Origin of the sequence: Psychrobacter sp. UBA3962 (assembly GCF_002385225.1) — a bacterium.
GTDB lineage: Bacteria > Pseudomonadota > Gammaproteobacteria > Pseudomonadales > Moraxellaceae > Psychrobacter.
Genome location: NZ_DGDC01000027.1, coordinates 1 through 20,919 on the forward strand (window position 1 = coordinate 1; position 20,919 = coordinate 20,919).

Here is a 20,919-nt window from a genome sequence, read left to right on the forward strand (position 1 = left end):
TGTATTTCAGGACGAGACACAAGCCAACAAACAAATGAAATTAGCACATAAATACAACCGAACAAACTAATCCGCTAAAGCCTGAACCAGCTCAAAACGTGGTACCGTTTTGCCCTCGACGGTTACCGTTTCAGTAAACATCTCTAGCGGGCGCACCCACACATCATAATTACCATAAAGACAACGGTATACCACAAGCGACTCCTCAGTTTCTGAGTGACGTGCTGTGTGTAGCACTTGATAGAGACTGCCTTTGTAATGGCGGTAGATACCTTGGGGTACGCTTTTAATGGTCACTTTATTACTCATCCTGTTTTAGTGGTTTATGGCTGTGCTTTTGCTAACATCAAACTTCACACTCTAAACAAAAGCGTTAAGCACAAAATTTAAGCAATAGTCACTCGAGCAAAGGCTTTTTTGCCGGCCTGAATCACCACAGTTTGACCCGAAGTTAAACTAAAACCTGCATTCACTTCTTCGCCATCAACTTTAACCGCATTGCGTTTTAGCATGTCTTTGGCAGCCGCACTGTTTTTAGCCAGGTCTGCTTGGTTTAAGATTTGCGTAATAAACAAAGCGTCTTGACCGTCTTCCAGCTCTAGAGTCACCTCTGGTAAATCCACAGGCAACTCACCATCAGCTAAGACGTTACCCGCTGATTTATGAGCATTGGCTGCAGCTTCTGCTCCATGGAAACGTTCAATAAGCTCTTCTGCTAAGATGCGCTTGATCTCTTGTGGGTTACGACCCTCTTCCATCTCTTTCATTAGCGCATTCACCTCTTCCATAGGCTTGAAGCTTAGGAATTCATAATAACGCTGAATCAGATCATCTGGCATAGACAACAGCTTTTGGTACATAGTGCCTGGCGCATCGTCTACACCCACGTAGTTGCCTAGTGACTTAGACATCTTATTTACGCCATCTAGGCCTTCTAAGATCGGCACAGTAATACACACTTGTGCTTCGTGACCATAACGGCCTTGAAGGGTACGACCCATCAATAGGTTAAAGGTTTGGTCGGTACCGCCCATCTCAACATCGGCCTCAAGAGCAATCGAGTCATAACCTTGCACAAGAGGATATAAGAATTCGTGAATGGCAATTGGAGTTTGTGAAGCATAGCGCTTCGCAAAATCATCACGCTCTAACATACGGGAGACAGTAAGCTGACTGGCCAATTGAATCATGTCACCAGCGCTCATTTCATTAAACCACTGCGAGTTAAAGACCACCTTAGTTTTGTCTTTATCTAAGATTTTAAACACTTGCTCAGCATAAGTTTTGGCATTCGCCAATACTTGTTCATCGGTTAGCGGTGGACGTGTAGCGTTTTTACCAGAAGGGTCGCCAATTTTTGCGGTATAGTCACCGATTAAGAAATAGATCTCATGGCCTAAGTCTTGGAAATGCTTTAGTTTATTGATTAGAACTGTGTGGCCTAAGTGCAAGTCAGGAGCCGTTGGATCAAAACCTGCTTTAATTTTTAAGGGGCGACCCAGCTTTAGCTTAGCAATCAAATCCTCTTCTGAATAAATCTCATAAGTACCACGTTTAATAATAGCCAGTTGCTCTTCAATACTTAAGTTATTAGTGGATTGTTCTGACGTCGCTTGGCTCATATCTGCCTCAATTATTTTGTGATGAATGAATAGGAAATAACAGTCTAATCAGGACTATGTTAATGAGTATAAAAAAGGAATGCTAGGATTTTAATGAAGAATGCTGCAAAAAGCTATTTTCACGAGCCTTTTATAGCCATTTTGATAAAGCATGATCCAATTCAAGCCTTGAATCCCTTACTCAGAGCCTTTTTTAAACTGCGATAAAAAGCTTATCTAAGCGCCTTTTGTTATAATAACAGCAACACTGCTTTACGGCAGTCTCTTCTTTTTTATTGCAACCAATGTAGCAGGCCTATGACACCTACCGAATTACCCTCTAACGATAGTACTTTAGAAGACTTACAAAATTTGGAGTCTGCTTTATCTGAGACTTTGTTTAACAGTTTTGACACTGGTTATTACATCGGTATGATGTCAGGGACCAGCCTTGATGGCATGGATGCAGTCATTTGTCAGTTTGATGACTCTGATAATGAGAAGATTATTGCCACTCATACCAAGCAGTTTCCAGAGCACCTGCGCGACACGCTATTGGCATTATGTCAGCCCAATGGCATTACCAATCTAGCGCACCCTGTAAAAAACACCATTTTAGAGCAACAGCCTCAAAGTGAGCTTGAATGGTTTGGCTGGGCCAGCCGTGAGTATGCCGAATTCGCCAGTACCGTTGTTAACGAACTCCTCGAAAAGACAGGTGTTACGGCAGATGCTATCCTAGCCATTGGGTGCCATGGTCAAACCGTGCGTCATCGTCCAAATTTAGGCTTTAGCTTGCAACTGGTAGATCCAAATATTATTGCTGAGCGTACGGGCATCAGCGTGGTTAGCGACTTTCGCCGTAGAGACATGGCCGTAGGCGGTCAAGGGGCTCCTCTAGCGCCCGCATTTCACTTGGCACAATTTGCTGACGCTACACAGTCAAATAAAGACCTAATTGTGGTGAATCTAGGCGGTATTGCTAATATTACCGTTCTACCCAGCAATCAAGCCGACCAAGTCATTGGCTACGACACCGGGCCGGCAAATATTTTGCTAGATGCTTGGTATCAGAGTCATCATCCTGACTCTGATACCCTTTATGATGACGCAGGCCAGTGGGCACAGTCAGGCACCGTCAATTCAGAGCTGCTAGCGCAGCTTATGGCTCACCCCTACTTTGATCAAAATGCCCCCAAAAGTACCGGCCGAGAAGAGTTCAATTTAGATTGGCTTATGCAGCAGATTGAGGATTTCAGCGCAGAGAACGAGCAGAGCGTTGATGCCGCTTCAGTACAAGCTACCTTAACTCAGCTGACCGCTCAAAGCTTATGTGATGCTATTCAAACCGAGTCTGATCGGTTAAGCCTCAAGCCTGGCAATATCATTGTTTGTGGTGGCGGTGCTTATAACCCTAATCTAATCAGCCAAATCGCCAAGCGGTTGCCTGATTGGCAAGTAGCCACAAGCCAAGAGTTTGGCATAGCTCCCACTTGGGTAGAAGCTATGGCGTTTGCTTGGCTGGCGCGTCAGACCATCATTGGTGAGACAGGTAACCTGCCCGCCGTTACCGGTGCGACCAAAGCTGTGGTGTTGGGTCAGGTTTGTTTTGCCTAGTCCAAAGCTATAAACACAGATAGCTTTAATCGCAGACAGCCCCAAACAGCTTGTAATGCCAACAGCGTTACGCTAAAGACTGTACCCATTGCACAATCTGATTGCTCGGCAGTGCCCCTGACTGTCGAGCAATTTCTTTGCCCCCTTTAAAAGCCACCATGGTTGGCAAGCTGCGAATACCATAGGGTGCTGCGGCTTGCTCAAACTTATCAGTCTGTAGTTTCGCAAATACCACGTTGGGCAACTGCTTAGCGGCTTGCTCAAATTGTGGCGCCATCATATGACACGGCTGACACCAGCTTGCCCAAAAATCAACGATGGTTAACACCTCATTTTTTTGGATGGTTTTATGAGCAGTTTGACCGGTCAATACCACAGGCTCTGCTGTCAATAAAGAGCTTTGACACTTACCACATACCGGACTTTGGTTCAGACGTTCAGCAGGGATTCTATTGGTTGCCGCACACTTGGGGCAGACTAGATGTAATGACTGTGAGCTACTCATGACTTTGTACCTTTAAATTTATTGTAAACAAGCGGTTTAGGGATAGACTTTCATAACCCAGTATAAACACAATCAAATAAACTTGGCTTATACAAATAGTCCATCTTTCTTCTGCAATTTGTTATATTATACAATTATATATATTGATACTTAGAACTGGATTTCAATAGGCCAAGTCTATGCAATTGTAATCATCAGCGACTCCAGTTAACCGGTCTTTAATGCGAGGCTATCGTGGCGGAAAAACAAACATCAGCTAATCGTCTTGAAAATAACAGCTGGCTTGCTAAGTTAATCCCAGAGTGGATATTGACTTATGATACCTCTCGCCTGCCCGCCGATATCATTGCAGGACTGGTGGTCGGCATCTTAGTTATCCCTCAAAGTTTGGGCTACGCAGTATTGGCCGGCTTGCCCCCAGTTTATGGTATCTATGCCTCTATCATACCCGTACTGGTGTATGCTTGGGTTGGCTCAAGTAATATCCAGGCCATTGGCGCTGTGGCCATTACCGCTATCATGACCGCCAGTAGCTTACATGGCTTAGCCATAGAAGGCAGTGTGCAATACGCCATGCTAGCCAGCTTACTGGCACTGATGATGGGCTCTATACTTTGGCTCGCGGGCAAACTCAAACTCGGCTGGATTATGCAGTTCATTAGCCGCGGCGTCTCTGCAGCCTTCGTTAGCGGTGCCGCGGTATTGATATTTGTTAGCCAATTAAAATACGTGACCAATATTGCGGTTAGTGGCAATACTTTACCAGGCTATGCCACAAGCTTATTGACGCAACTAACTACCTTTCACCTGCCTACCTTTATCATCGGCGGCGTTAGTTTTACCTTATTTATGCTAAACCGTTATGCCAGTCATTGGTTATGGCAGTCTTGGTTACCGTCTGCCCAAGCCAAATGGGTAGGGCGCTTATTTCCTTTAGTGGTGGTCATAGTCGCCATTGCCTTGAGCCATTTTGGTAATTGGTCAAACCAAGGTATCCGCATTATCGGTGAGATTCCCTCTGGCTTACCGATGCTGGCTGTGCCCAAGTTTGATTCCCTGTCCCAGGTCGCTACTTTATTACCGACCGCAGGGTTAATGGCCTTAATTGTGTTTGTCTCTAGTAGCTCGGTTGCCAGTACTTATGCCCGTATGCGTGGGGAGAAATTTGATGCCAATAAAGAGCTTCAAGGGTTAGGCTTGGCCAATATAGCCGGAGGCTTTAGCCAAAGTTTTCCGGTAGCGGGTGGCTTCTCTCGTACTGCTATTAATGCCGACTCAGGGGCTAAGACCCCCTTGGCAAGCGTCGTTACTGTGCTCATTATGGTGGCCACTTTATTGGTTCTAGGAAACATTATCGCTCCCCTACCTTATGCCCTTTTGGGGGCAATGATTATGGCCTCTATTCTTAGCCTTATTGATGTAGAGACCTTCAAGACAGCCTTAAAGACAGACCGTTTAGACGCTCTCAGCTTTGCCGCTACCTTCCTGGGGGTACTGTCATTTGGCCTTAATGTGGGCTTAGTAATCGGTATCATTGTGTCTTTTGCCGGTCTTATCTGGCAGTCAAGCCAACCACATATTGCCGTGGTCGGTCGACTCGAGGGCACAGAGCATTTTCGTAACATTCACCGCCATGACGTGATTACCTATGACAACCTGTTGATTATGCGAGTCGATGAAAGTCTTTTCTTCGGAAATAGTGAGTCGGTCTATAACCAGATCAAGGAGGCCCTTAACCAACACCCTAAGGCCATTGAACTGGTACTGATTATGTCCTCGGTGAATCATATTGACCTTACGGCTCAAGAGATGCTCATCACCCTAAATCGTGAACTAAAGGCTACTAATAGACACTTACATTACAGTTTTATCAAAGGTCCAGTGATGGACATCATTGAGCAAACGCCTGTGATTAATGAGCTCTCTGGGCGCGTCTTTTTGAGTACCATGCAAGCAATTACTTTATTAACCGATGATGATCGACATAACGACATTTATCCCACGATACAAAAAAGAGAATTTGAATAATCCAATATAGAAATACAGTTCCAATAAAATATGCCTACAATAACAAAATAAGAGGCTGAGCTTAAAATGTTAAAATCAGGCTCACTAAATCCATATAATTTTATTTAGCGGACAAAAATTAATACCATGAGCGATTCTTTAACCATTTATAAGCAAATTTATCCTATTCAATGCTTGAAGCTTTCAGAAATGGGCTACCGTTCAATTATAAACGTTCGTCCTGATAATGAAGTGGAAAACCAGCCCTCAAGCCAGACGCTATGCTCAGCTGCAGAGCAAGCCAACTTGAATTACTGCTATATCCCATATGATGAAGAGCGTCTAAGCTGTCACACAGTAGCGCAGTTTGCTGAGCAATATCATAAGCTGCCCAAACCTATTATGTTATTTTGTGGCTCAGGGGCACGAGCTAAATTACTGTATCAAAGCGCCGTGATGCAAGGATTACTATAACTTAGCGTCTCAATACTTAATACCGCACAATTTAAGCATGGCTCATTTGAAGCAGCGTATATTCCTTAAGGCATTGATACTTATCTTGAACAATAAACCACTCCCAAGCCCTTCTTATTTAGTAAAATAAACCGCAGAGTATCTATTTAAAAAGTATTTATTTAAAAAGCACTTATTAACTAAGGAAAAAAGTATGTCACATCAAGTGAGTTTTTCAGGTCAAATCACCCCAGAACAAGTAAAAGAAGTGGCCGCTCAAGGCTTCAAAACTATTATTAATAACCGTCCAGATGGTGAAGCCACTGATCAACCAACCAGCGCCGACATTGAAGCGGCTGCAAAAGAAGCTGGCCTAGCCTACAAAGAAATCTCATTTGCAGGTAATGAATTAAACATGCAACATGTTGAAGATTTCGCCGATTATTTCAATCAAGCAGAGCAGCCTATTTTAATGTTCTGCCGTACCGGTAACCGCTCAAACGGCTTATATGAAGCGGCCAAACAGCGTGATATGTTAGACGACTAGTCTACGTAACATTCTCATAACCCTATTAACTGGCTCATACCCCTATCAGCTGCGCCCCTCCAAAATTTGGAAGGGCGTTTTCGTTTATAGCACTTCAAGGAAAAATATAGCCCACAAAAAAACCACCCCAACTATTACTAGCTGGGGTGGTTTTTTATGGAGCTTTCAACCAGTATTTCAGTTCAAATTTATGATCTGACTACTGCATAACTAGATATTCAAATGCTGATAAGGCCGCTTTTGAACCCTCACCCATGGCAATGTTAATTTGCTTAAATGGGACGGTAGTGACGTCACCAGCAGCAAAAACGCCTTTACGGTTGGTCTTACAAGCTTCATCAATTTCAATCTCGCCAAAGCGGTTCATATCAACGAAGCCTTTGACAAACTCTGAGTTTGGCACCAGACCAATTTGTACGAACACCGCAGATAAGTCTTGCTCTTTGGTTTCGCCACTACTACGGTCTTCATAAACGATTGAGGTCACTTTACCGTCAGTTGCTTTAATCTCTTTGGTCGCCGCTGAGGTAATGATGTCAATGTTTTGGGTTTGTTTGGCTTTATCAATTAACACTTGGTCAGCTTTTAGGCTATCGGCAAACTCAAAGACGGTCACATTTTTAACGATACCGGCCAAGTCTAACGCCGCTTCAATACCTGAGTTACCGCCACCAATGACAGCGATGTCTTTACCTTTGAAGAAGGGACCGTCACAGTGTGGACAATAAGCCACCCCGCTACCAATGTTTTCTTCTTCACCTGGAACGTTCAGTTTACGCCACTGAGCCCCAGTCGCGAGAATAATACTACGGGTTTCAAACTGCTCACCTGTGTTTAGATGAACGATGTAGTTATCATTGTCGGTTTCAGCTAACTCTTTTACGCTAACGTGCTCTTTGATAGTAATTTCATACTCTTTTAAGTGCTTTTCAAAGTTTGCTGACAGCTCATTACCTGTGGTTAATGGTACTGAAATTAAGTTTTCGATACTTTGAGTGTCTTTTACTTGACCCCCGATACGATCAGCGATAAGGGTCACTTTTAGACCTTTACGTGCGCTATAAATAGCTGAGGCCACGCCTGCTGGGCCCCCACCGATGACCGTCACATCTTGACGCTCTAGTTGCTCTACATCCTCTGCACTTGCCGCTAGCAAATCTGGGAATTCTTGCTGTAGCTTGTCGATAATGCGAGCCGTATCTACCTTACCATTCAAGAAAGGTTTACCGTTTAGGAATACTGCTGGTACGCCCTGAATGTTATTGGCAGCCACTTGCTCTTGGAACAGACCACCATCAATCATTTCATTACTAATACCGTCGTTTAATAGAGCAAACTCGTTCAGCGCCTGTACAACTTCTGGACAGTTGTGGCAAGACAAAGACACATAAGTCTGGAATTGGAGTGGCTGACCAATACGCTTCACCATATTCTGAATACTTTCATCAAGTTTGATGGTATGACCGCCCGCTTGAAGAATGGCTAAGATTAACGATGAGAACTCATGTCCGCCTGGGATACCACTGAATACAATACCGGTTTCAGCCTCTTTTGAATCAATCTCAGTGGTAATTTTAAAACTGATCGGACTAGGCAAGCTGTCGTCAGTAGCATTTTCATCAAAGTTAATCTTGTCACTGGTGCCTGCAATTTGTGTTAAAAAACTTACCAATTCAGCACGTTTTTCATGGTCACCGCTACCAATCACAAAATTGATTGGACGGGTCATATTTTCACTGTAGCTTTTTACAGCATCTAATAAGCCTTGGTCTAACATATTGAACTCCTTATAGGATATTTTTATCTGATATAGTTATTTGTATATGAGGTTTTTAAAATTTGTCTGTAGCGAGATAGAGCACGTTTTATATAGGCTTTCTCTGCTGTTGATACTTATATTATCGGGTCTGCAGACCAAAACAACAAGCTGATTAAGTCAAACCTTGTGATTGATAAAACAAAACTAATATCATTTATAGTTTTATAATACAAAACAATGAAAGCTATTTTTACTAAGCTTTTAGGAAACAGAAAACTAGGGTTTTATGGGTCATCAATATTGTAATTAGTGAGTAAACAAGCCATTTTAATTATGGTTTTTCTTAACTAATTTGGGTACAATTTAATTAAGACCAATAACAAAAATTTCTCTGCTTTCCACCCTTGGACCGTGGGTACATAGAGGATAACTTCCCTGTATTCACCGTCTTTATAAATCAAAAAACTACTGTAAGGATAATTCCATGTTTCATGAACACCGCGAGTTGATCTCTGAGCTTAAAAACACAGACCTATTTTTCCAAAAAATGTTCAAAGAGCACAATGACTTAGACACTGAAATTGATAAACTAGAAAACGACGTGGTTAAGTCAGTAAGCCGTGAAGAAGAAATCGAAGAAATGAAGCGTCGCAAATTGGCTCTAAAAGATGAAATCGGCCGTTATTTAGACGAGAAAAGCAAAGAACAATAAGCTGACCTAAAGCAACTTACTGTTGATCAGTGGGTAGCCCATTCATAGCTTATAGATTAATTTCGTTTATAAAGCCCTGCAATACTGTAGGGCTTTATCATTTATTGACAATCAAAAACTTTTGTTTACGTTAGTTAACCAGCACTATCATAGTTGTGCGTACTTATTAACTCTTTTTTTATGTTAATATAGCTTCGATAGGCATTAAATTGGCCTGTAAATACTTTTTCACCTCTTCTTTATATAATAATTATTAATCTAACTGCCCTTTATTAGCTTGTTTTCTTATTATAAGAATAGCAACGAAACCAATAATCTCAGTCTAGTGACAACATTCAGTTGACTAGCATTACTCAAATACAAATAACTCATACGGTATTATATGACCTGGAACGATCCTAACGCACAACAAGAAGCTCAAAATTATGAAAACCCCATCCCTAGCCGTTTGCTTATTTTGCAAACTTTGGCAGATAAGGGCGAGCTTACTCACAAACAATTGGCTGAATCATTTGGTATTGATAATGAAGACCAATTTGACGCCCTTGGCAATCGCCTAAAAGCGATGAGTCGTGATGGCCAAGTTAACCGTGATGGTAGACCTTATAAATATCGCGCGGTAACCAAACAAGACGTGGTAACCGGTACTGTCTCTGCCCATGCGAAAGGCTTTGGCTTTGTCGTGCTGGATGATATGCCAGATTTATTTTTGCATGAAAAACAAATGCGCTGGGTATTCAATGGCGATACAGTGAATGCTATCGGCACCACCACCGATAATAGAGGCCGTACTGAAGGTCGCATTATCGAGGTCACTGAGCGTCAACAAACCCACTTTATTGGTACTTTGGAAAAAGATGATGAGGGCTACATCGTTAGTCTGTCTAGTCCTAACAACCATCAGCCAATTACTGTCGCCGCTGAAAACGTAGCAGCCTTAAATGCCAAGCCTGGCTATCCGGTTAAAGTAGATATTATTGATTGGCCGACTCAGCACGAATTTGCGACGGGTAAAATCATCAATGTTATGGATGATGATAACGACCGCGAAGTGATTATTGAGACCACCTTACTCAACTATGATATCCCAAGCGATTTCGGTGCAGGAGTATTAAAGCAGGCCAATAGTTATAAAGAACCCACTGAGCAGGAGATGAAAGGTCGGACTGATATTCGTCACCTGCCTTTAGTAACCATTGATGGCGAAGACTCACGTGACTTCGACGATGCGGTCTATGCAGAGAAACGACCTGGTGGCAACTACCGCGTGGTAGTAGCCATTGCTGATGTCAGCCATTATGTTACTCCAAACTCAGCCTTAGACCATGAAGCGTTTGATCGCGGAACTTCAGTATATTTCCCACATCATGTGGTACCAATGTTGCCTGAAGTGCTCTCTAACGGCCTATGTTCATTGAACCCAGGGATTGACCGTCTGTGTATGGTCGCTGACATTAAGCTGTCTCGTGCCGGCAATATTACAGGTTATGAGTTTTACCCTTCTGTTATGCACTCTCAAGCTCGATTGACTTACAACCAAGTCAATGATTACTTTGAGGGCAATATGGAAAATGTGCCTGACTCGCTAACGGGCAACAAAGACGTTAAGAAGTCTATCGACACCATGCACCAGTTATATAAAGTACTGGTCCAGAAGCGTGAAGAGCGTAATGCGATGGAATTTGAAACGCCAGAAACCTACATCAAATTTAATGAGGAAGGTGGCATTGATGCCATTGTTCCCCGTACCCGTGGTGACTCGCATAAACTGATTGAAGAGCTGATGCTACTGGCTAACACCTGTGCAGCCAACTTCGCGCTAAAATACGAGTTGCCAGTTCTATATCGTAACCATGATAAGCCTGACTCTGAGAAATCACGTACGGTGCACGAATATGCGAAGAACTTTGGTATCAGTTTCCCAGAGGAAAACCCCACTCAGGCAGATTATAAACGTATTATCGAAGCCACTAAAGATCGTCCAGATGCGGTGAGTATTCACAGTATGCTGCTGCGCTCTATGATGCAGGCCAACTACTCGCCTGATAATATCGGTCATTTCGGTCTGGCGTATGATGAGTATTCACACTTTACCTCACCTATTCGCCGCTACCCTGACTTGATGCTACACCGTGCGATTAAGGCCAAAGTAACCGGTAAGAAACAGCCAGAAATGGACTTTACCCTTGAGGAAGCCGGTCAGCAAACCTCAGATACCGAACGCCGTGCCGAAAAAGCCTCTCGCTTTGTCGAAAGCTGGTTGAAGTGTCACTATATGAAAGACCATGTTGGGGAAGAGTTTGATGGCGTGGTTACCACCGTGACCAGTTTTGGTTTATTTATCAACCTAACTGAGCTGTTTATCGACGGATTAGTACACATCTCTAATGTGGGTAAAGACTTCTTCGTTTATGATGAAAAACAGCAACAGCTTATTGGTCAAGACAGAGGCACTGTCTATGGTCTAGGAGATTTGGTGCGTATCAAAGTCGCTGCCGTCAATATGGACCTATTGCAGATTGACTTTGAACTGATCGCTAAACTTAAAGCCAGTGCGATGAACCAAACCAAAAAAGATGGTAATGGTAACGGTAACGGAAAGTCAAAACAGACCAATAACAAGTCTGATAATAACGGTCAAGGCAAAGGCTTTGATGACAAAAAGCCTTCTCGCCGTCGTAATGGCCGAGGCCGTGGCAAACCTAAGTCATAGGATTGGTTTATAACTGAAACTTGCTGAACGGACAATCTCCGCTCAGTAAGGCCAATAAAAAAAGAGCTGTCCAGTTTGGGCAGCTCTTTTTTTGGTTATTGGTTAGCCATTAATGCCTAGCGAATGAGAAGGTAATCAAATGATAGCTACTTTGACAATCAAGGTACTTTAACCACCAAACCAGTGCTTATAGATAAAGCTCAGCACTGATAGGCAGATGATCAGATAAAGAAGACCAAGGTTTGCCTTTATTCACCCAAGCCTGCTTGATTTTTAAATTACGCACATAGATACGGTCTAAGCTAAGTACCGGAAGCTTAGCAGGATAGGTGGGCAATAACTTATTATGCATTTCCATAAAAACTTCGGTCATATTTAGCTCATCTGCTAATTTCTGACACGAGACTTTTTTCCAATCATTAAAATCACCCGCCAATATTAAAGGACGATTTTGATCAATAGTATCGTTAACATAAGCTGCAATCGCTCGATACTGCTTTTCTCTGTCATTCTCAAGCAAGTTTAAATGAGCACAAAGCACCACAACAGGCTCAGGCCAGCCCAGAGGCCATACCTCACAATGAAGCACCCCTCTTTGTTCAAGCTTATTCACAGTAATATTAATATTATGCTTCGGGTCTAGCGGATGACGACTCAATACCGCATTGCCATGATGACCATTGTTATATTCTGAGTTTTTACCATAGCTATGCCGACAGTCCAAAAACTCACCAAACCACTCATGCTGTGACTGGTTCGGATATTCGTTGTACTTGACCATACGCTTTAGATTCTGACCCTGCACTTCTTGTAGGCACAGAATATCAGGATTAATATCTTTTAAAGCTTGACCAATTTTTTGAGTGACTACTTGGCGATTCAGCGGAGACATACCTTTATGTATGTTATAGGTTGTGACCGTTATGCTATTTGAATTAATCATTATAATTTTCTTATTATGTGACAATATACCTATAATCTTAGAGTAATTAGAGGCTAAATTAAACCCAGTTTTTGAGCAAGATGCGTTGCTTAATGCTTTATATTGTTAGTAATTATTATTATATTGCTAAATAGGGCTGTGCCATCGACAACCTTATTTACTTATAAAGTAGGATAAAAAAAACACTGATAGAAATCAGTGTTTTTTTTGGCCAAATCCAGCACAGTAAGTGCTGAATTTAGCGATAATTAATAAGCTAAGTTTAGTAACGAGTTACTAAAGCGATTGGCAGGTCATCACCCATAATGTCTTGTGGCATAAACACTACTTTACCGCCATTATGAATGACGTGCTCGATGATATCACTTACCGCATCATCAGTTACGCCTTCTGCTGCTGGATCGTCAGCTAAAACTAAGGTTTGAGCTTTTTCATCAATCTTAGCCGGCTGCATATAGCCTTTGCGAAGATATAAAGTCTCACCTGCACCTTGGAAAGCAGAACGATAAATTTCTTGTAAGTCAGTACGTAACATATCTGCACCACGGGCTTTATCAATTTCGCCTAAAGCTTCTTTGTGTAGTGTAGTGCGATACTCTTCTACCGCCTCTTGTACGCCATCAACAATATGTTGTGCACTGCCCTCTTCTAGATCAGTGACATTTGACACGGCGCCAATAATGTTCTCTGGACGGTCACACACTTCTTTATAGTAACTGATATTGCGGTTATCACCTACGATAACTAGAGGCATTCTATGCTCACCCCATAGCTCTTGAACACTCTTATCCACACGGTTAAAGTATTCTTTTAGATAGCTATTTTCGTTATTCGCTGAGCGATCTGACCCACCGTCACCTGTTTTATATAAGCTGTTATTCTCAATTGGGAACGGAATGCTCTCCATGTTCTTTTGCGCTTCGTCGTTCTGATCAAACTCTTTAACCACGCGGTTGTTAGCTGCTTCGATAAGACGAGCATGATCACGACCTAATACCACCACATAGTAGTGAACCGCACTCGCCATATCACGAATTAAGTCACGAGTAGCAAAACGCTCATCAACGATTACGCGCTCTTTGGCGTCAAATGGGAAGCGTATAACTTGCACATCATCGGTGCTTGCAAAGATAGCCAAAGTATCTAAGTTATAGTTATGGTTTAGATCATCTGTTTTGGCATGGATTTTTTCTAAAATAGTAGCCGCTGTGTTTTTGTCGTATTCATCAGTAATACGCTCTTCGGCAATTTTAAGCTGGTTTTTTAAAGCAATAGGATCTTGTTCATTATCTGGGTGTTTACGGTGAGTCTTTACAAAGATACTTACTGCTGGTTTTGCTGTAATCTCACGTAAGCTTTTTAAAGTTGCTTTCATACAAATTATCCTTTTTTGGTTTATTTATTTTATTAAAATTTATTAAACGTTCTATCTATGGCCAGCTACTACTATATAGGATTTTTATTGACTGTAACTACCGTAATATTTTAGTTATTGGCAGTTCTTTTTTAAGTCACATTAAATTCTATTTATAACCCTATATTACCAATAGAATTCCATACTTACTATATGGTTATTGTCGGTTCTTGTCATTGTTATGTAACAAATTTTAACGGGCGTAAGATGAATAGCCTCCAACACAAGATTGCTCCTAAAAAGGATAGCTTCCTAAAGTTAATAAAGACTGTTCTAGATTGGTGAGTAAGCCATAATTGGCTTGCAATATTGAGACTTAGACACAATAGTTATTAGTACCTTCACTTTTTATAATTATGGACTTATTTATGCAAACCCCTTCGCAAGTTACAGAGATGGATCCAAATTTAAAGTTGGTCAATTTTAATCAAGTCAGTCCTGAGCAAATCAAAGCGCAGGTACAGAAAGCCATAGAAGCAGGCAATACTTTTCTAGATGGCCTAGATAACGAGACAGAGTCTCCTAAACAAGCACAGCAGGCCTTATCAGACATAATTGAGTTTGATCATATTGGACTGGGCTTAGATCGTAGCTGGGGTATTTTGTCTCATCTAAATAGCGTCATGAGTAATGATGCCATTCGCGAAGTTCACCATGAGATACTGCCCTTATTGTCAGCTTTTGGTACTCGTGTGGGTCAAAACAAACCGCTATATACCCGCTATCAAACCATTAAAAATGACAGCGAATTCTTTGCTAGCTTAGAGCCTGCCCGCAAGCGAGCCATAGAACTTGCCATTCAAAGTTTTGAGCTGTCTGGGGTGGCGTTAGATGCTGACAAACAAAGCGACTATGCTGACATTCAAAGTCAGTTATCGACCTTATCCGCTAAGTTTTCGGACAATATTTTGGATGCCACTCAAGCCTATGCCTTGCCTTTAAAAGAAGCACAGCTTGCTGGTATTACCGAAAGTGGGCTGGCCATGCTAAAAGCAGCTGCTGAGCAGTATATGGCTAAGCAGTCAGAAGCTGGGAAGCCGGTAGAAGATAAGCCTGACTATGTGGCCACGCTAGATATTCCCGTCTATTTGGCAGTGATGACCCATGCTGATGACCGCAATCTGCGTGAGACTTTGTATAAAGCCTATGTTACTCGTGCTTCAGAGCTTGATAATCATAAAAATAGCAAACAAGAGTCTTTAGATAACAGCCAAGTCATGGCTGACATTTTGGCCCTTCGAGCCAAAAAATCTGAGCTACTGGGCTTTAACAATTATGCCGAAGTATCTCTGTCTCGCAAGATGGCAGACAGTGTCGAACAAGTGGAAGGCTTTTTACGAGACTTAGCTAAAAAAGCCACTCCTGCCGCCAAGCGTGATCTGGAGCAGTTAAAAGCAGAAGCAAAAGCTCATGGTATTGATAATATTGAGCCTTGGGATACCGCTTATCTGGCAGAAAAAGTAAAACAAGCCCAGTTTAATTTATCGCAAGAAGAAATCCGCCCTTATTTCCCCCTGCCTAAAGTCATTGATGGACTATTTAGTATTGTGAACAAGCTGTTCGGCGTTCGTGCCGTCGAGCAGTCCGATAAAGTAGCTCTATGGCATGAAGATGTGCGTTTTTATCAGCTGTTTGATAAAGATGACAGTCTCATCGGTGGCTTCTACTTCGATTTATACGCCCGCACCGGTAAACGTGGCGGCGCTTGGATGAGCGGATTTCAAGCCCGTTATGAGTATGCAGGTGATTCAGATAAGGCCTATAGCCAGTTGCCTGTTTGCTTTATGGTCGGTAACTTCACGCCACCCACTGCCGATAAGCCAAGCTTATTAACCCATGATGAAGTATTAACCTTATTCCATGAGTTTGGCCATGGTCTACACCATCTATTGACCGAAGTAAGCATTAGCGATGTGGCCGGCGTCAATGGCGTGGAGTGGGATGCGGTTGAACTGCCTAGCCAGTTCCTAGAAAACTGGGCTTGGGATTCAGAAGGTATTGCCCTAATTAGTGCTCATGTTGATAGCGGTGAGCCTTTACCTAAATCACAGCTTGAAGCACTGCTTGCGGCCAAGAACTTCCAAAGTGGGATGCAGACCTTGCGTCAAATTGAGTTCGCCTTATTTGATTTATTACTGCATGCCAAATCCCCTGCCCCTGATTATCAAGGTATTTTGACCACCTTAGATAAAGTGCGTCAAGATGTGGCTGTCATGGAGACACCAGATTACAACCGCTTTGCGAACGGCTTTAGCCATATCTTCGCAGGCGGGTATGCAGCCGGATATTACTCTTACAAGTGGGCAGAGTTGTTGTCTGCCGATGCCTTTAGTCGCTTTGAAGAAGAAGGCATATTTAATGCCGACACAGGCCAGGCTTTCCGTGACAATATCTTAGCTGTGGGAGGTAGCTTGCCCGCCAAGACCAACTTTGAGAATTTCAGAGGCCGCGAAGCCAGTATTGAGGCCCTACTTCGCCATGGCGGTTTCGTTGAAAATGAGGAGGTGGCTTAAAATGCGCTATCAATCTACTCGACCAAAAAGACAGTTTTTAGCGGGCGTGAGTTGCCCAAAATGTCAGACCATGGATGCCGTGGTTCAGGTTCAAATATTTGAACCCGAAGCCGATGAATACATCGAATGTACTCAGTGTGGACACATCGAAAGACGGCCTGATCCTGAAGAGATCATAGAGAAAAATAACTTAGCCAATGATGCCATGTCCACCGGAACTTCAGGTACGGTTAAGTTTTTAGACTAGATTAAATATTAGCCATAAAAAATCCAGATACTAACTTTAGTATCTGGATTTTTTTATTGTTAATTATAAAGGACTCAAGCAAAGGCTTAATCAAGCTTTAGGTTTTTCAGACCTTAAAATTAGCTTGTGATTTTTTTGTACTTCATGCGTTTAGGTCCCGCATCGTCACCCAAAGTTTTCTTACGATAAGCTTCGTACTCTGAGTAGTTACCGTCATACCATACTGGGCCTTCTGGCTCGAATGCAAGGATGTGCGTAGCAATACGGTCAAGGAACCAGCGGTCGTGCGATACAACCAATACTGAGCCTGGGAACACCTGAATTGCATCTTCAAGTGCACGTAGAGTTTCTACGTCTAGGTCGTTTGATGGCTCATCCAGTAAGATAACGTTGGCGCCCTGTTTTAGCGTTTTTGCTAACTGCAGACGGTTACGCTCACCACCCGATAGATTACCTACCAGCTTTTGCTGATCTTGGCCTTTAAAGTTAAAGCGGCCAATGTAAGCGCGGCTTGGCGTTTCATAATCACCCACTTTAATGATATCCAGACCATCAGAAACTTCTTCCCAAACAGTCTTGCTATCATCTAGATTATCACGCACCTGACCGACATAAGCGACTTTTACACTCTCACCGAGCTCTACTGTGCCTGTGTCTGGTTTATCGAGGCCCGTCATCATGTTAAACAGTGTGGTTTTACCCGCACCGTTAGGACCAATGATACCTACAATAGCCCCTGGTGGAACGTTAAAGCTAAGGTTTTCGTACAATAGACGGTCACCAAAGGATTTTGAGATATTGTTTACCTCAATCACTTTGTTACCTAAGCGAGGACCAGGCGGAATATAGATTTCTGAAGTTTCGTTACGTTGCTGGAATTCTTTTGAGTTAAGCTCTTCAAAGCGCTGAATACGAGACTTAGACTTAGCCTGCTGACCTTTTTGATTTTTACGTACCCACTCAAGCTCTTTTTTAAGCGCTTTAGCAAATGACTCTTCTTGCTTCTGCTGCTCTTCAAGACGTTTATTCTTCTGCTCTAGCCACTCAGTGTAGTTACCTTCATAAGGGTAGCCATAACCGCGGTCAAGCTCCAGAATCCACTCAGCCACGTTATCAAGGAAGTATCTATCGTGAGTAATGGCAACGATAGTACCGCTAAAGTTCTTCAAGAACTGCTCTAGCCACGCTACAGACTCAGCGTCCAAGTGGTTAGTAGGTTCGTCAAGAAGTAGCATGTCAGGACGTGATAACAATAGGCGACAAAGTGCCACACGACGCTTCTCACCCCCTGATAGTTTGCTGACATCAGCATCCCAAGGTGGCAGACGTAGCGCATCCGCCGCTTTTTCAAGCTGGGTATTTAAGTTATGCGCATCCCAAGCTTGGATGATGTCTTCCATCTTACCTTGCTCTTCAGCCAACTTATCAAAGTCAGCATCAGGAGCGGCATATTCAGCATAGATTTCATCAAGACGCGCTAGCGCATCTAGGGCTTCACGCATACCGTCTTCAACGTTGCCACGCACATCTTTGCTGTTGTCCAGCTGCGGCTCTTGTGGCAGATACCCAATCTTAATACCTGGCTGCGCACGTGCTTCACCACTATACTCAGTATCCACGCCCGCCATAATACGTAATAAGGTCGATTTACCCGCTCCGTTAATCCCTAAAACCCCGATTTTAGCGCCAGGGAAAAAAGACAAGCTAATGTCTTTTAAGATTTCACGCTTAGGCGGAATAATCTTTGAAACCTTGTTCATGGTATAAATATATTGTGCCATTAAGACTCCATTATCATTGTTAGGCCTTATAAAAAAGCAATTAAAAAAACTATTAAAAATAGAATATAGAATTACCTAGCATTATCGCATATTGGCCTACAGTTATCATCTTATGTTGTGATTTTACTGCTATTAAGTAGCTTATTGAGGGTTATCATTCACTTAACGCTATAAGCCGACTCTGGTTTACGTTAGCGTCCAAAAGTTATAACAATATACTGCATGATTTTCAGTGGTTTATGCTAAAGTGATTATTACCTATATACCTATTAGAAAACGGCTAACTCACTACTCTTTATGTGTTAAAAACATACAAAAACAATTAACCCTATAAAGACTATGAGTAAGCCGACTTAATTCATTAAGGAGTCATTTATGAAACAACCTATTAATATCACTCATAATACTAATAAAAACTGCTTTGAAGCTACAATTGAGGGTTCTACTGGTTTTATTAGTTATCAAGATCAAGGTGATAGCCTCGTTTATGATCACACCGTTGTTCCTACGGAGCTTGGCGGTAAAGGAGTGGGGTCAGCATTGGTTAAGCATGCGCTAGATTATGCCCGTAGTGAAAACAAAAAGGTGGTCCCACAATGCTCCTTTGTGGCCTCCTACATTGATAAGCATGAAGAATATAAAGACCTATTAAAATAAGCTTATTAAATTAAAAGAGCTGATAAAAAGTTTAAGTAATGACAAATACTTAGACCTCACAATCTGCATAAAATATATAATATACTAGAGACTGTTTTAGCAGTGCTCTGCTATATGATTCTAACCATATTTTTGACTTATTTAGGAGGGCTTTATGAGCCATCTCACCGACGCTCAAGTAGAGTTACAGTTGCAGAGTTTAGAAGGCTGGCGCAAAGAAGGTAATGCTATTATTAAGACCTTTATTTTCCATGACTTTGTAGAAGCGATGAGCTTTATGGTTCAGGCTGCTTTTCGAGCCCAAGAACTAGAGCACCATCCAGAGTGGACCAACATTTATAATGAAGTTCACGTGCGCCTAACGACCAATGACTTAAATGGCATCTCAAGCCATGATATTCGTTTGGCTAAGCGCATGGAAGAGATCTTACAACAGAAGACTTTTTAAGCTATAGCACTGAGCTGATCGAAATCTGCTACTCACCTTTAAAGTGGCTTTTAGCTTAGCTCATGGCTTAATTTAGCTTGGTTCATGGCTTAACTTAAAAAGGCAACCTAGCTCGTCAGCTCACATCCCACTAAATAAGCAAATAGGCAGCTTTCACTACCACGATAGCTGCCTATCTTATTGTTGGGATTATTAGTCATTAAATGCATTACCCTTAAGGCAACACAATTCAATTCATTTTATTTAGACAATCAGTAGGTTAACAATACGTGGCAAATTTTAGAACCCACCTCACTGGCGGCTTTGCAGTCAGTGGGATTTTGGGCTTAGTGACCTATAAAGCAGGTTTGGTAAACGCAAACGAGTTTTTACTATGTGTCTTAGCCGGCACCGTTGGTGGCTTGCTTCCTGACATTGACTCAGATAATTCTATCCCCATAAAAATGGGGTTTGACTTAGCCTCATTGGCTACAGGGTTTGCGTTAATTATCCATTGGCGCAGCGAGTTGTCGCTGCTGTCTATGATACTGCTTTGGGTAGTGGGTTATTTGATAATGCGCTACGTGGTTTTTTCGATCTTTACCAAGCTCACAGTACACCGCGGCATTATTCATTCTGTACCTTATATGTTGGTATTGGCACTGAGTCTTACCTGTGTTAACTACTATCTTTTAGATACCTCGTCGATAGTAAGCTGGTTTTATGGGGCATTCTTATTTATAGGCTCAATGATTCACCTAGGATTGGATGAAGCTTATAGTGTCGACTTACTTAATCGCCGTTTGAAACGCTCTTCAGGAACAGCGATGAAGTTTTATAAAGACTCGCAGCGCTACTACTACCTTGGTCTGTATGCCATCTTACTGATGTTTATTTTTATTGCACCCCCTTTTGACCCCTTCTTTCGTAAGATTAATGACCCCATTACTTGGTGGTTAATTAAGGACTCCTTACTACCCGAGGTACTAATGCGCTAGGCTCAAGCTAAATTTAAGCTGATGC

Annotated in this window: 18 protein-coding genes; 11 read left to right on the plus strand and 7 right to left on the minus strand. The window is 42.4% G+C overall.

Features of this window, described 5'->3' with window-relative positions:
• Positions 1–66: 66 nt before the first annotated feature.
• Positions 67–297: a DUF1653 domain-containing protein gene (locus B3S92_RS06950; RefSeq protein WP_296204240.1), complete on the minus strand. Its 231-nt coding sequence runs from the start codon at positions 295–297 to the stop codon at positions 67–69.
• A gap of 89 nt (positions 298–386) precedes the next feature.
• The gene (tyrS, locus tag B3S92_RS06955) at positions 387–1,622 is read right to left on the minus strand and encodes a tyrosine--tRNA ligase (protein WP_077450370.1); all 1,236 of its coding nucleotides are present in this window, start codon (positions 1,620–1,622) and stop codon (positions 387–389) included.
• A 297-nt stretch (positions 1,623–1,919) separates the two neighbouring features.
• On the opposite strand from tyrS, the gene B3S92_RS06960 reads away from it, so the two are divergent.
• Positions 1,920–3,218: an anhydro-N-acetylmuramic acid kinase gene (locus B3S92_RS06960; protein WP_296204243.1), complete on the plus strand. Its 1,299-nt coding sequence runs from the start codon at positions 1,920–1,922 to the stop codon at positions 3,216–3,218.
• A 67-nt stretch (positions 3,219–3,285) separates the two neighbouring features.
• Here B3S92_RS06960 and trxC read toward each other — a convergent pair whose 3' ends face one another.
• A complete protein-coding gene (gene trxC / locus B3S92_RS06965) occupies positions 3,286–3,723 on the minus strand; it encodes a thioredoxin TrxC (RefSeq protein WP_296204244.1) in 438 nt (145 codons plus the stop codon).
• A gap of 234 nt (positions 3,724–3,957) precedes the next feature.
• On the opposite strand from trxC, the gene B3S92_RS06970 reads away from it, so the two are divergent.
• The 3 genes from B3S92_RS06970 to B3S92_RS06980 all read left to right on the plus strand — a co-directional run bounded on the left by B3S92_RS06970 (position 3,958) and on the right by B3S92_RS06980 (position 6,730).
• Complete coding sequence (locus B3S92_RS06970; protein WP_296204246.1) at positions 3,958–5,751, plus strand: SulP family inorganic anion transporter; 1,794 nt, start codon at positions 3,958–3,960, stop codon at positions 5,749–5,751.
• Between the two features lie 126 nt (positions 5,752–5,877).
• Positions 5,878–6,204, plus strand: a complete 327-nt coding sequence (locus tag B3S92_RS06975) for a beta-lactamase hydrolase domain-containing protein (RefSeq protein WP_296204249.1) — start codon at positions 5,878–5,880, stop codon at positions 6,202–6,204.
• Positions 6,205–6,397: 193 nt separating this feature from the next.
• Positions 6,398–6,730 (plus strand): TIGR01244 family sulfur transferase, encoded by a 333-nt coding sequence (locus B3S92_RS06980; RefSeq protein WP_296204252.1) that lies wholly within the window; start codon positions 6,398–6,400, stop codon positions 6,728–6,730.
• Positions 6,731–6,929: 199 nt separating this feature from the next.
• On the opposite strand, the gene ahpF is transcribed toward B3S92_RS06980, so the two are convergent.
• Entirely contained in the window at positions 6,930–8,507 is a 1,578-nt protein-coding gene (gene ahpF / locus B3S92_RS06985) for an alkyl hydroperoxide reductase subunit F (RefSeq protein ID WP_296204254.1), read from the minus strand.
• A gap of 466 nt (positions 8,508–8,973) precedes the next feature.
• On the opposite strand from ahpF, the gene B3S92_RS06990 reads away from it, so the two are divergent.
• Together B3S92_RS06990 and rnr are read left to right on the plus strand one after the other, a co-directional pair.
• Entirely contained in the window at positions 8,974–9,201 is a 228-nt protein-coding gene (locus B3S92_RS06990; RefSeq protein WP_296204255.1) for a YdcH family protein, read from the plus strand.
• A 382-nt stretch (positions 9,202–9,583) separates the two neighbouring features.
• On the plus strand, positions 9,584–11,914 hold the full coding sequence (gene rnr / locus B3S92_RS06995; RefSeq protein WP_296204256.1) for a ribonuclease R: 2,331 nt from the start codon (positions 9,584–9,586) through the stop codon (positions 11,912–11,914).
• 187 nt (positions 11,915–12,101) lie between these two features.
• Here rnr and B3S92_RS07000 read toward each other — a convergent pair whose 3' ends face one another.
• Together B3S92_RS07000 and B3S92_RS07005 are read right to left on the minus strand one after the other, a co-directional pair.
• Positions 12,102–12,857, minus strand: coding sequence for an endonuclease/exonuclease/phosphatase family protein (locus B3S92_RS07000; protein WP_077451014.1), 756 nt, complete (start codon positions 12,855–12,857; stop codon positions 12,102–12,104).
• A 262-nt stretch (positions 12,858–13,119) separates the two neighbouring features.
• Positions 13,120–14,232, minus strand: a complete 1,113-nt coding sequence (locus B3S92_RS07005; protein ID WP_296204258.1) for a hypothetical protein — start codon at positions 14,230–14,232, stop codon at positions 13,120–13,122.
• Positions 14,233–14,639: 407 nt separating this feature from the next.
• Here B3S92_RS07005 and B3S92_RS07010 point away from each other — a divergent pair, with 407 nt between their 5' ends.
• Together B3S92_RS07010 and B3S92_RS07015 are read left to right on the plus strand one after the other, a co-directional pair.
• Positions 14,640–16,784 (plus strand): M3 family metallopeptidase, encoded by a 2,145-nt coding sequence (locus tag B3S92_RS07010; RefSeq protein ID WP_296204261.1) that lies wholly within the window; start codon positions 14,640–14,642, stop codon positions 16,782–16,784.
• 1 nt (position 16,785) lies between these two features.
• Positions 16,786–17,031, plus strand: a complete 246-nt coding sequence (locus B3S92_RS07015; protein ID WP_296204263.1) for a YheV family putative metal-binding protein — start codon at positions 16,786–16,788, stop codon at positions 17,029–17,031.
• A 119-nt stretch (positions 17,032–17,150) separates the two neighbouring features.
• Here the strand turns inward: B3S92_RS07015 and ettA are convergent, their stop codons facing one another.
• Complete coding sequence (ettA, locus tag B3S92_RS07020; protein WP_296204266.1) at positions 17,151–18,812, minus strand: energy-dependent translational throttle protein EttA; 1,662 nt, start codon at positions 18,810–18,812, stop codon at positions 17,151–17,153.
• Positions 18,813–19,187: 375 nt separating this feature from the next.
• Here ettA and B3S92_RS07025 point away from each other — a divergent pair, with 375 nt between their 5' ends.
• The 3 genes from B3S92_RS07025 (at position 19,188) to B3S92_RS07035 (ending at position 20,894) form a co-directional block, all read left to right on the plus strand.
• Complete coding sequence (locus B3S92_RS07025; protein WP_296204267.1) at positions 19,188–19,469, plus strand: GNAT family N-acetyltransferase; 282 nt, start codon at positions 19,188–19,190, stop codon at positions 19,467–19,469.
• A 154-nt stretch (positions 19,470–19,623) separates the two neighbouring features.
• Positions 19,624–19,917 (plus strand): 4a-hydroxytetrahydrobiopterin dehydratase, encoded by a 294-nt coding sequence (locus tag B3S92_RS07030; protein ID WP_077451020.1) that lies wholly within the window; start codon positions 19,624–19,626, stop codon positions 19,915–19,917.
• Positions 19,918–20,186: 269 nt separating this feature from the next.
• Positions 20,187–20,894 (plus strand): metal-dependent hydrolase, encoded by a 708-nt coding sequence (locus tag B3S92_RS07035; RefSeq protein WP_296204270.1) that lies wholly within the window; start codon positions 20,187–20,189, stop codon positions 20,892–20,894.
• Positions 20,895–20,919: the final 25 nt, after the last annotated feature.

What these genes read in the sequence shown, in the direction of transcription:
- tyrS (WP_077450370.1), bottom strand. Translation starts at nt 1,622, where the DNA reads ATGAGCCAAGCGACGTCAGAACAATCCACTAATAACTTAAGTATTGAA.
- B3S92_RS06960 (WP_296204243.1), top strand. Translation starts at nt 1,920, where the DNA reads ATGACACCTACCGAATTACCCTCTAACGATAGTACTTTAGAAGACTTA.
- trxC (WP_296204244.1), bottom strand. Translation starts at nt 3,723, where the DNA reads ATGAGTAGCTCACAGTCATTACATCTAGTCTGCCCCAAGTGTGCGGCA.
- B3S92_RS06975 (WP_296204249.1), top strand. Translation starts at nt 5,878, where the DNA reads ATGAGCGATTCTTTAACCATTTATAAGCAAATTTATCCTATTCAATGC.
- B3S92_RS06980 (WP_296204252.1), top strand. Translation starts at nt 6,398, where the DNA reads ATGTCACATCAAGTGAGTTTTTCAGGTCAAATCACCCCAGAACAAGTA.
- ahpF (WP_296204254.1), bottom strand. Translation starts at nt 8,507, where the DNA reads ATGTTAGACCAAGGCTTATTAGATGCTGTAAAAAGCTACAGTGAAAAT.
- B3S92_RS06990 (WP_296204255.1), top strand. Translation starts at nt 8,974, where the DNA reads ATGTTTCATGAACACCGCGAGTTGATCTCTGAGCTTAAAAACACAGAC.
- rnr (WP_296204256.1), top strand. Translation starts at nt 9,584, where the DNA reads ATGACCTGGAACGATCCTAACGCACAACAAGAAGCTCAAAATTATGAA.
- B3S92_RS07000 (WP_077451014.1), bottom strand. Translation starts at nt 12,857, where the DNA reads ATGATTAATTCAAATAGCATAACGGTCACAACCTATAACATACATAAA.
- B3S92_RS07005 (WP_296204258.1), bottom strand. Translation starts at nt 14,232, where the DNA reads ATGAAAGCAACTTTAAAAAGCTTACGTGAGATTACAGCAAAACCAGCA.
- B3S92_RS07010 (WP_296204261.1), top strand. Translation starts at nt 14,640, where the DNA reads ATGCAAACCCCTTCGCAAGTTACAGAGATGGATCCAAATTTAAAGTTG.
- B3S92_RS07015 (WP_296204263.1), top strand. Translation starts at nt 16,786, where the DNA reads ATGCGCTATCAATCTACTCGACCAAAAAGACAGTTTTTAGCGGGCGTG.
- ettA (WP_296204266.1), bottom strand. Translation starts at nt 18,812, where the DNA reads ATGGCACAATATATTTATACCATGAACAAGGTTTCAAAGATTATTCCG.
- B3S92_RS07025 (WP_296204267.1), top strand. Translation starts at nt 19,188, where the DNA reads ATGAAACAACCTATTAATATCACTCATAATACTAATAAAAACTGCTTT.
- B3S92_RS07030 (WP_077451020.1), top strand. Translation starts at nt 19,624, where the DNA reads ATGAGCCATCTCACCGACGCTCAAGTAGAGTTACAGTTGCAGAGTTTA.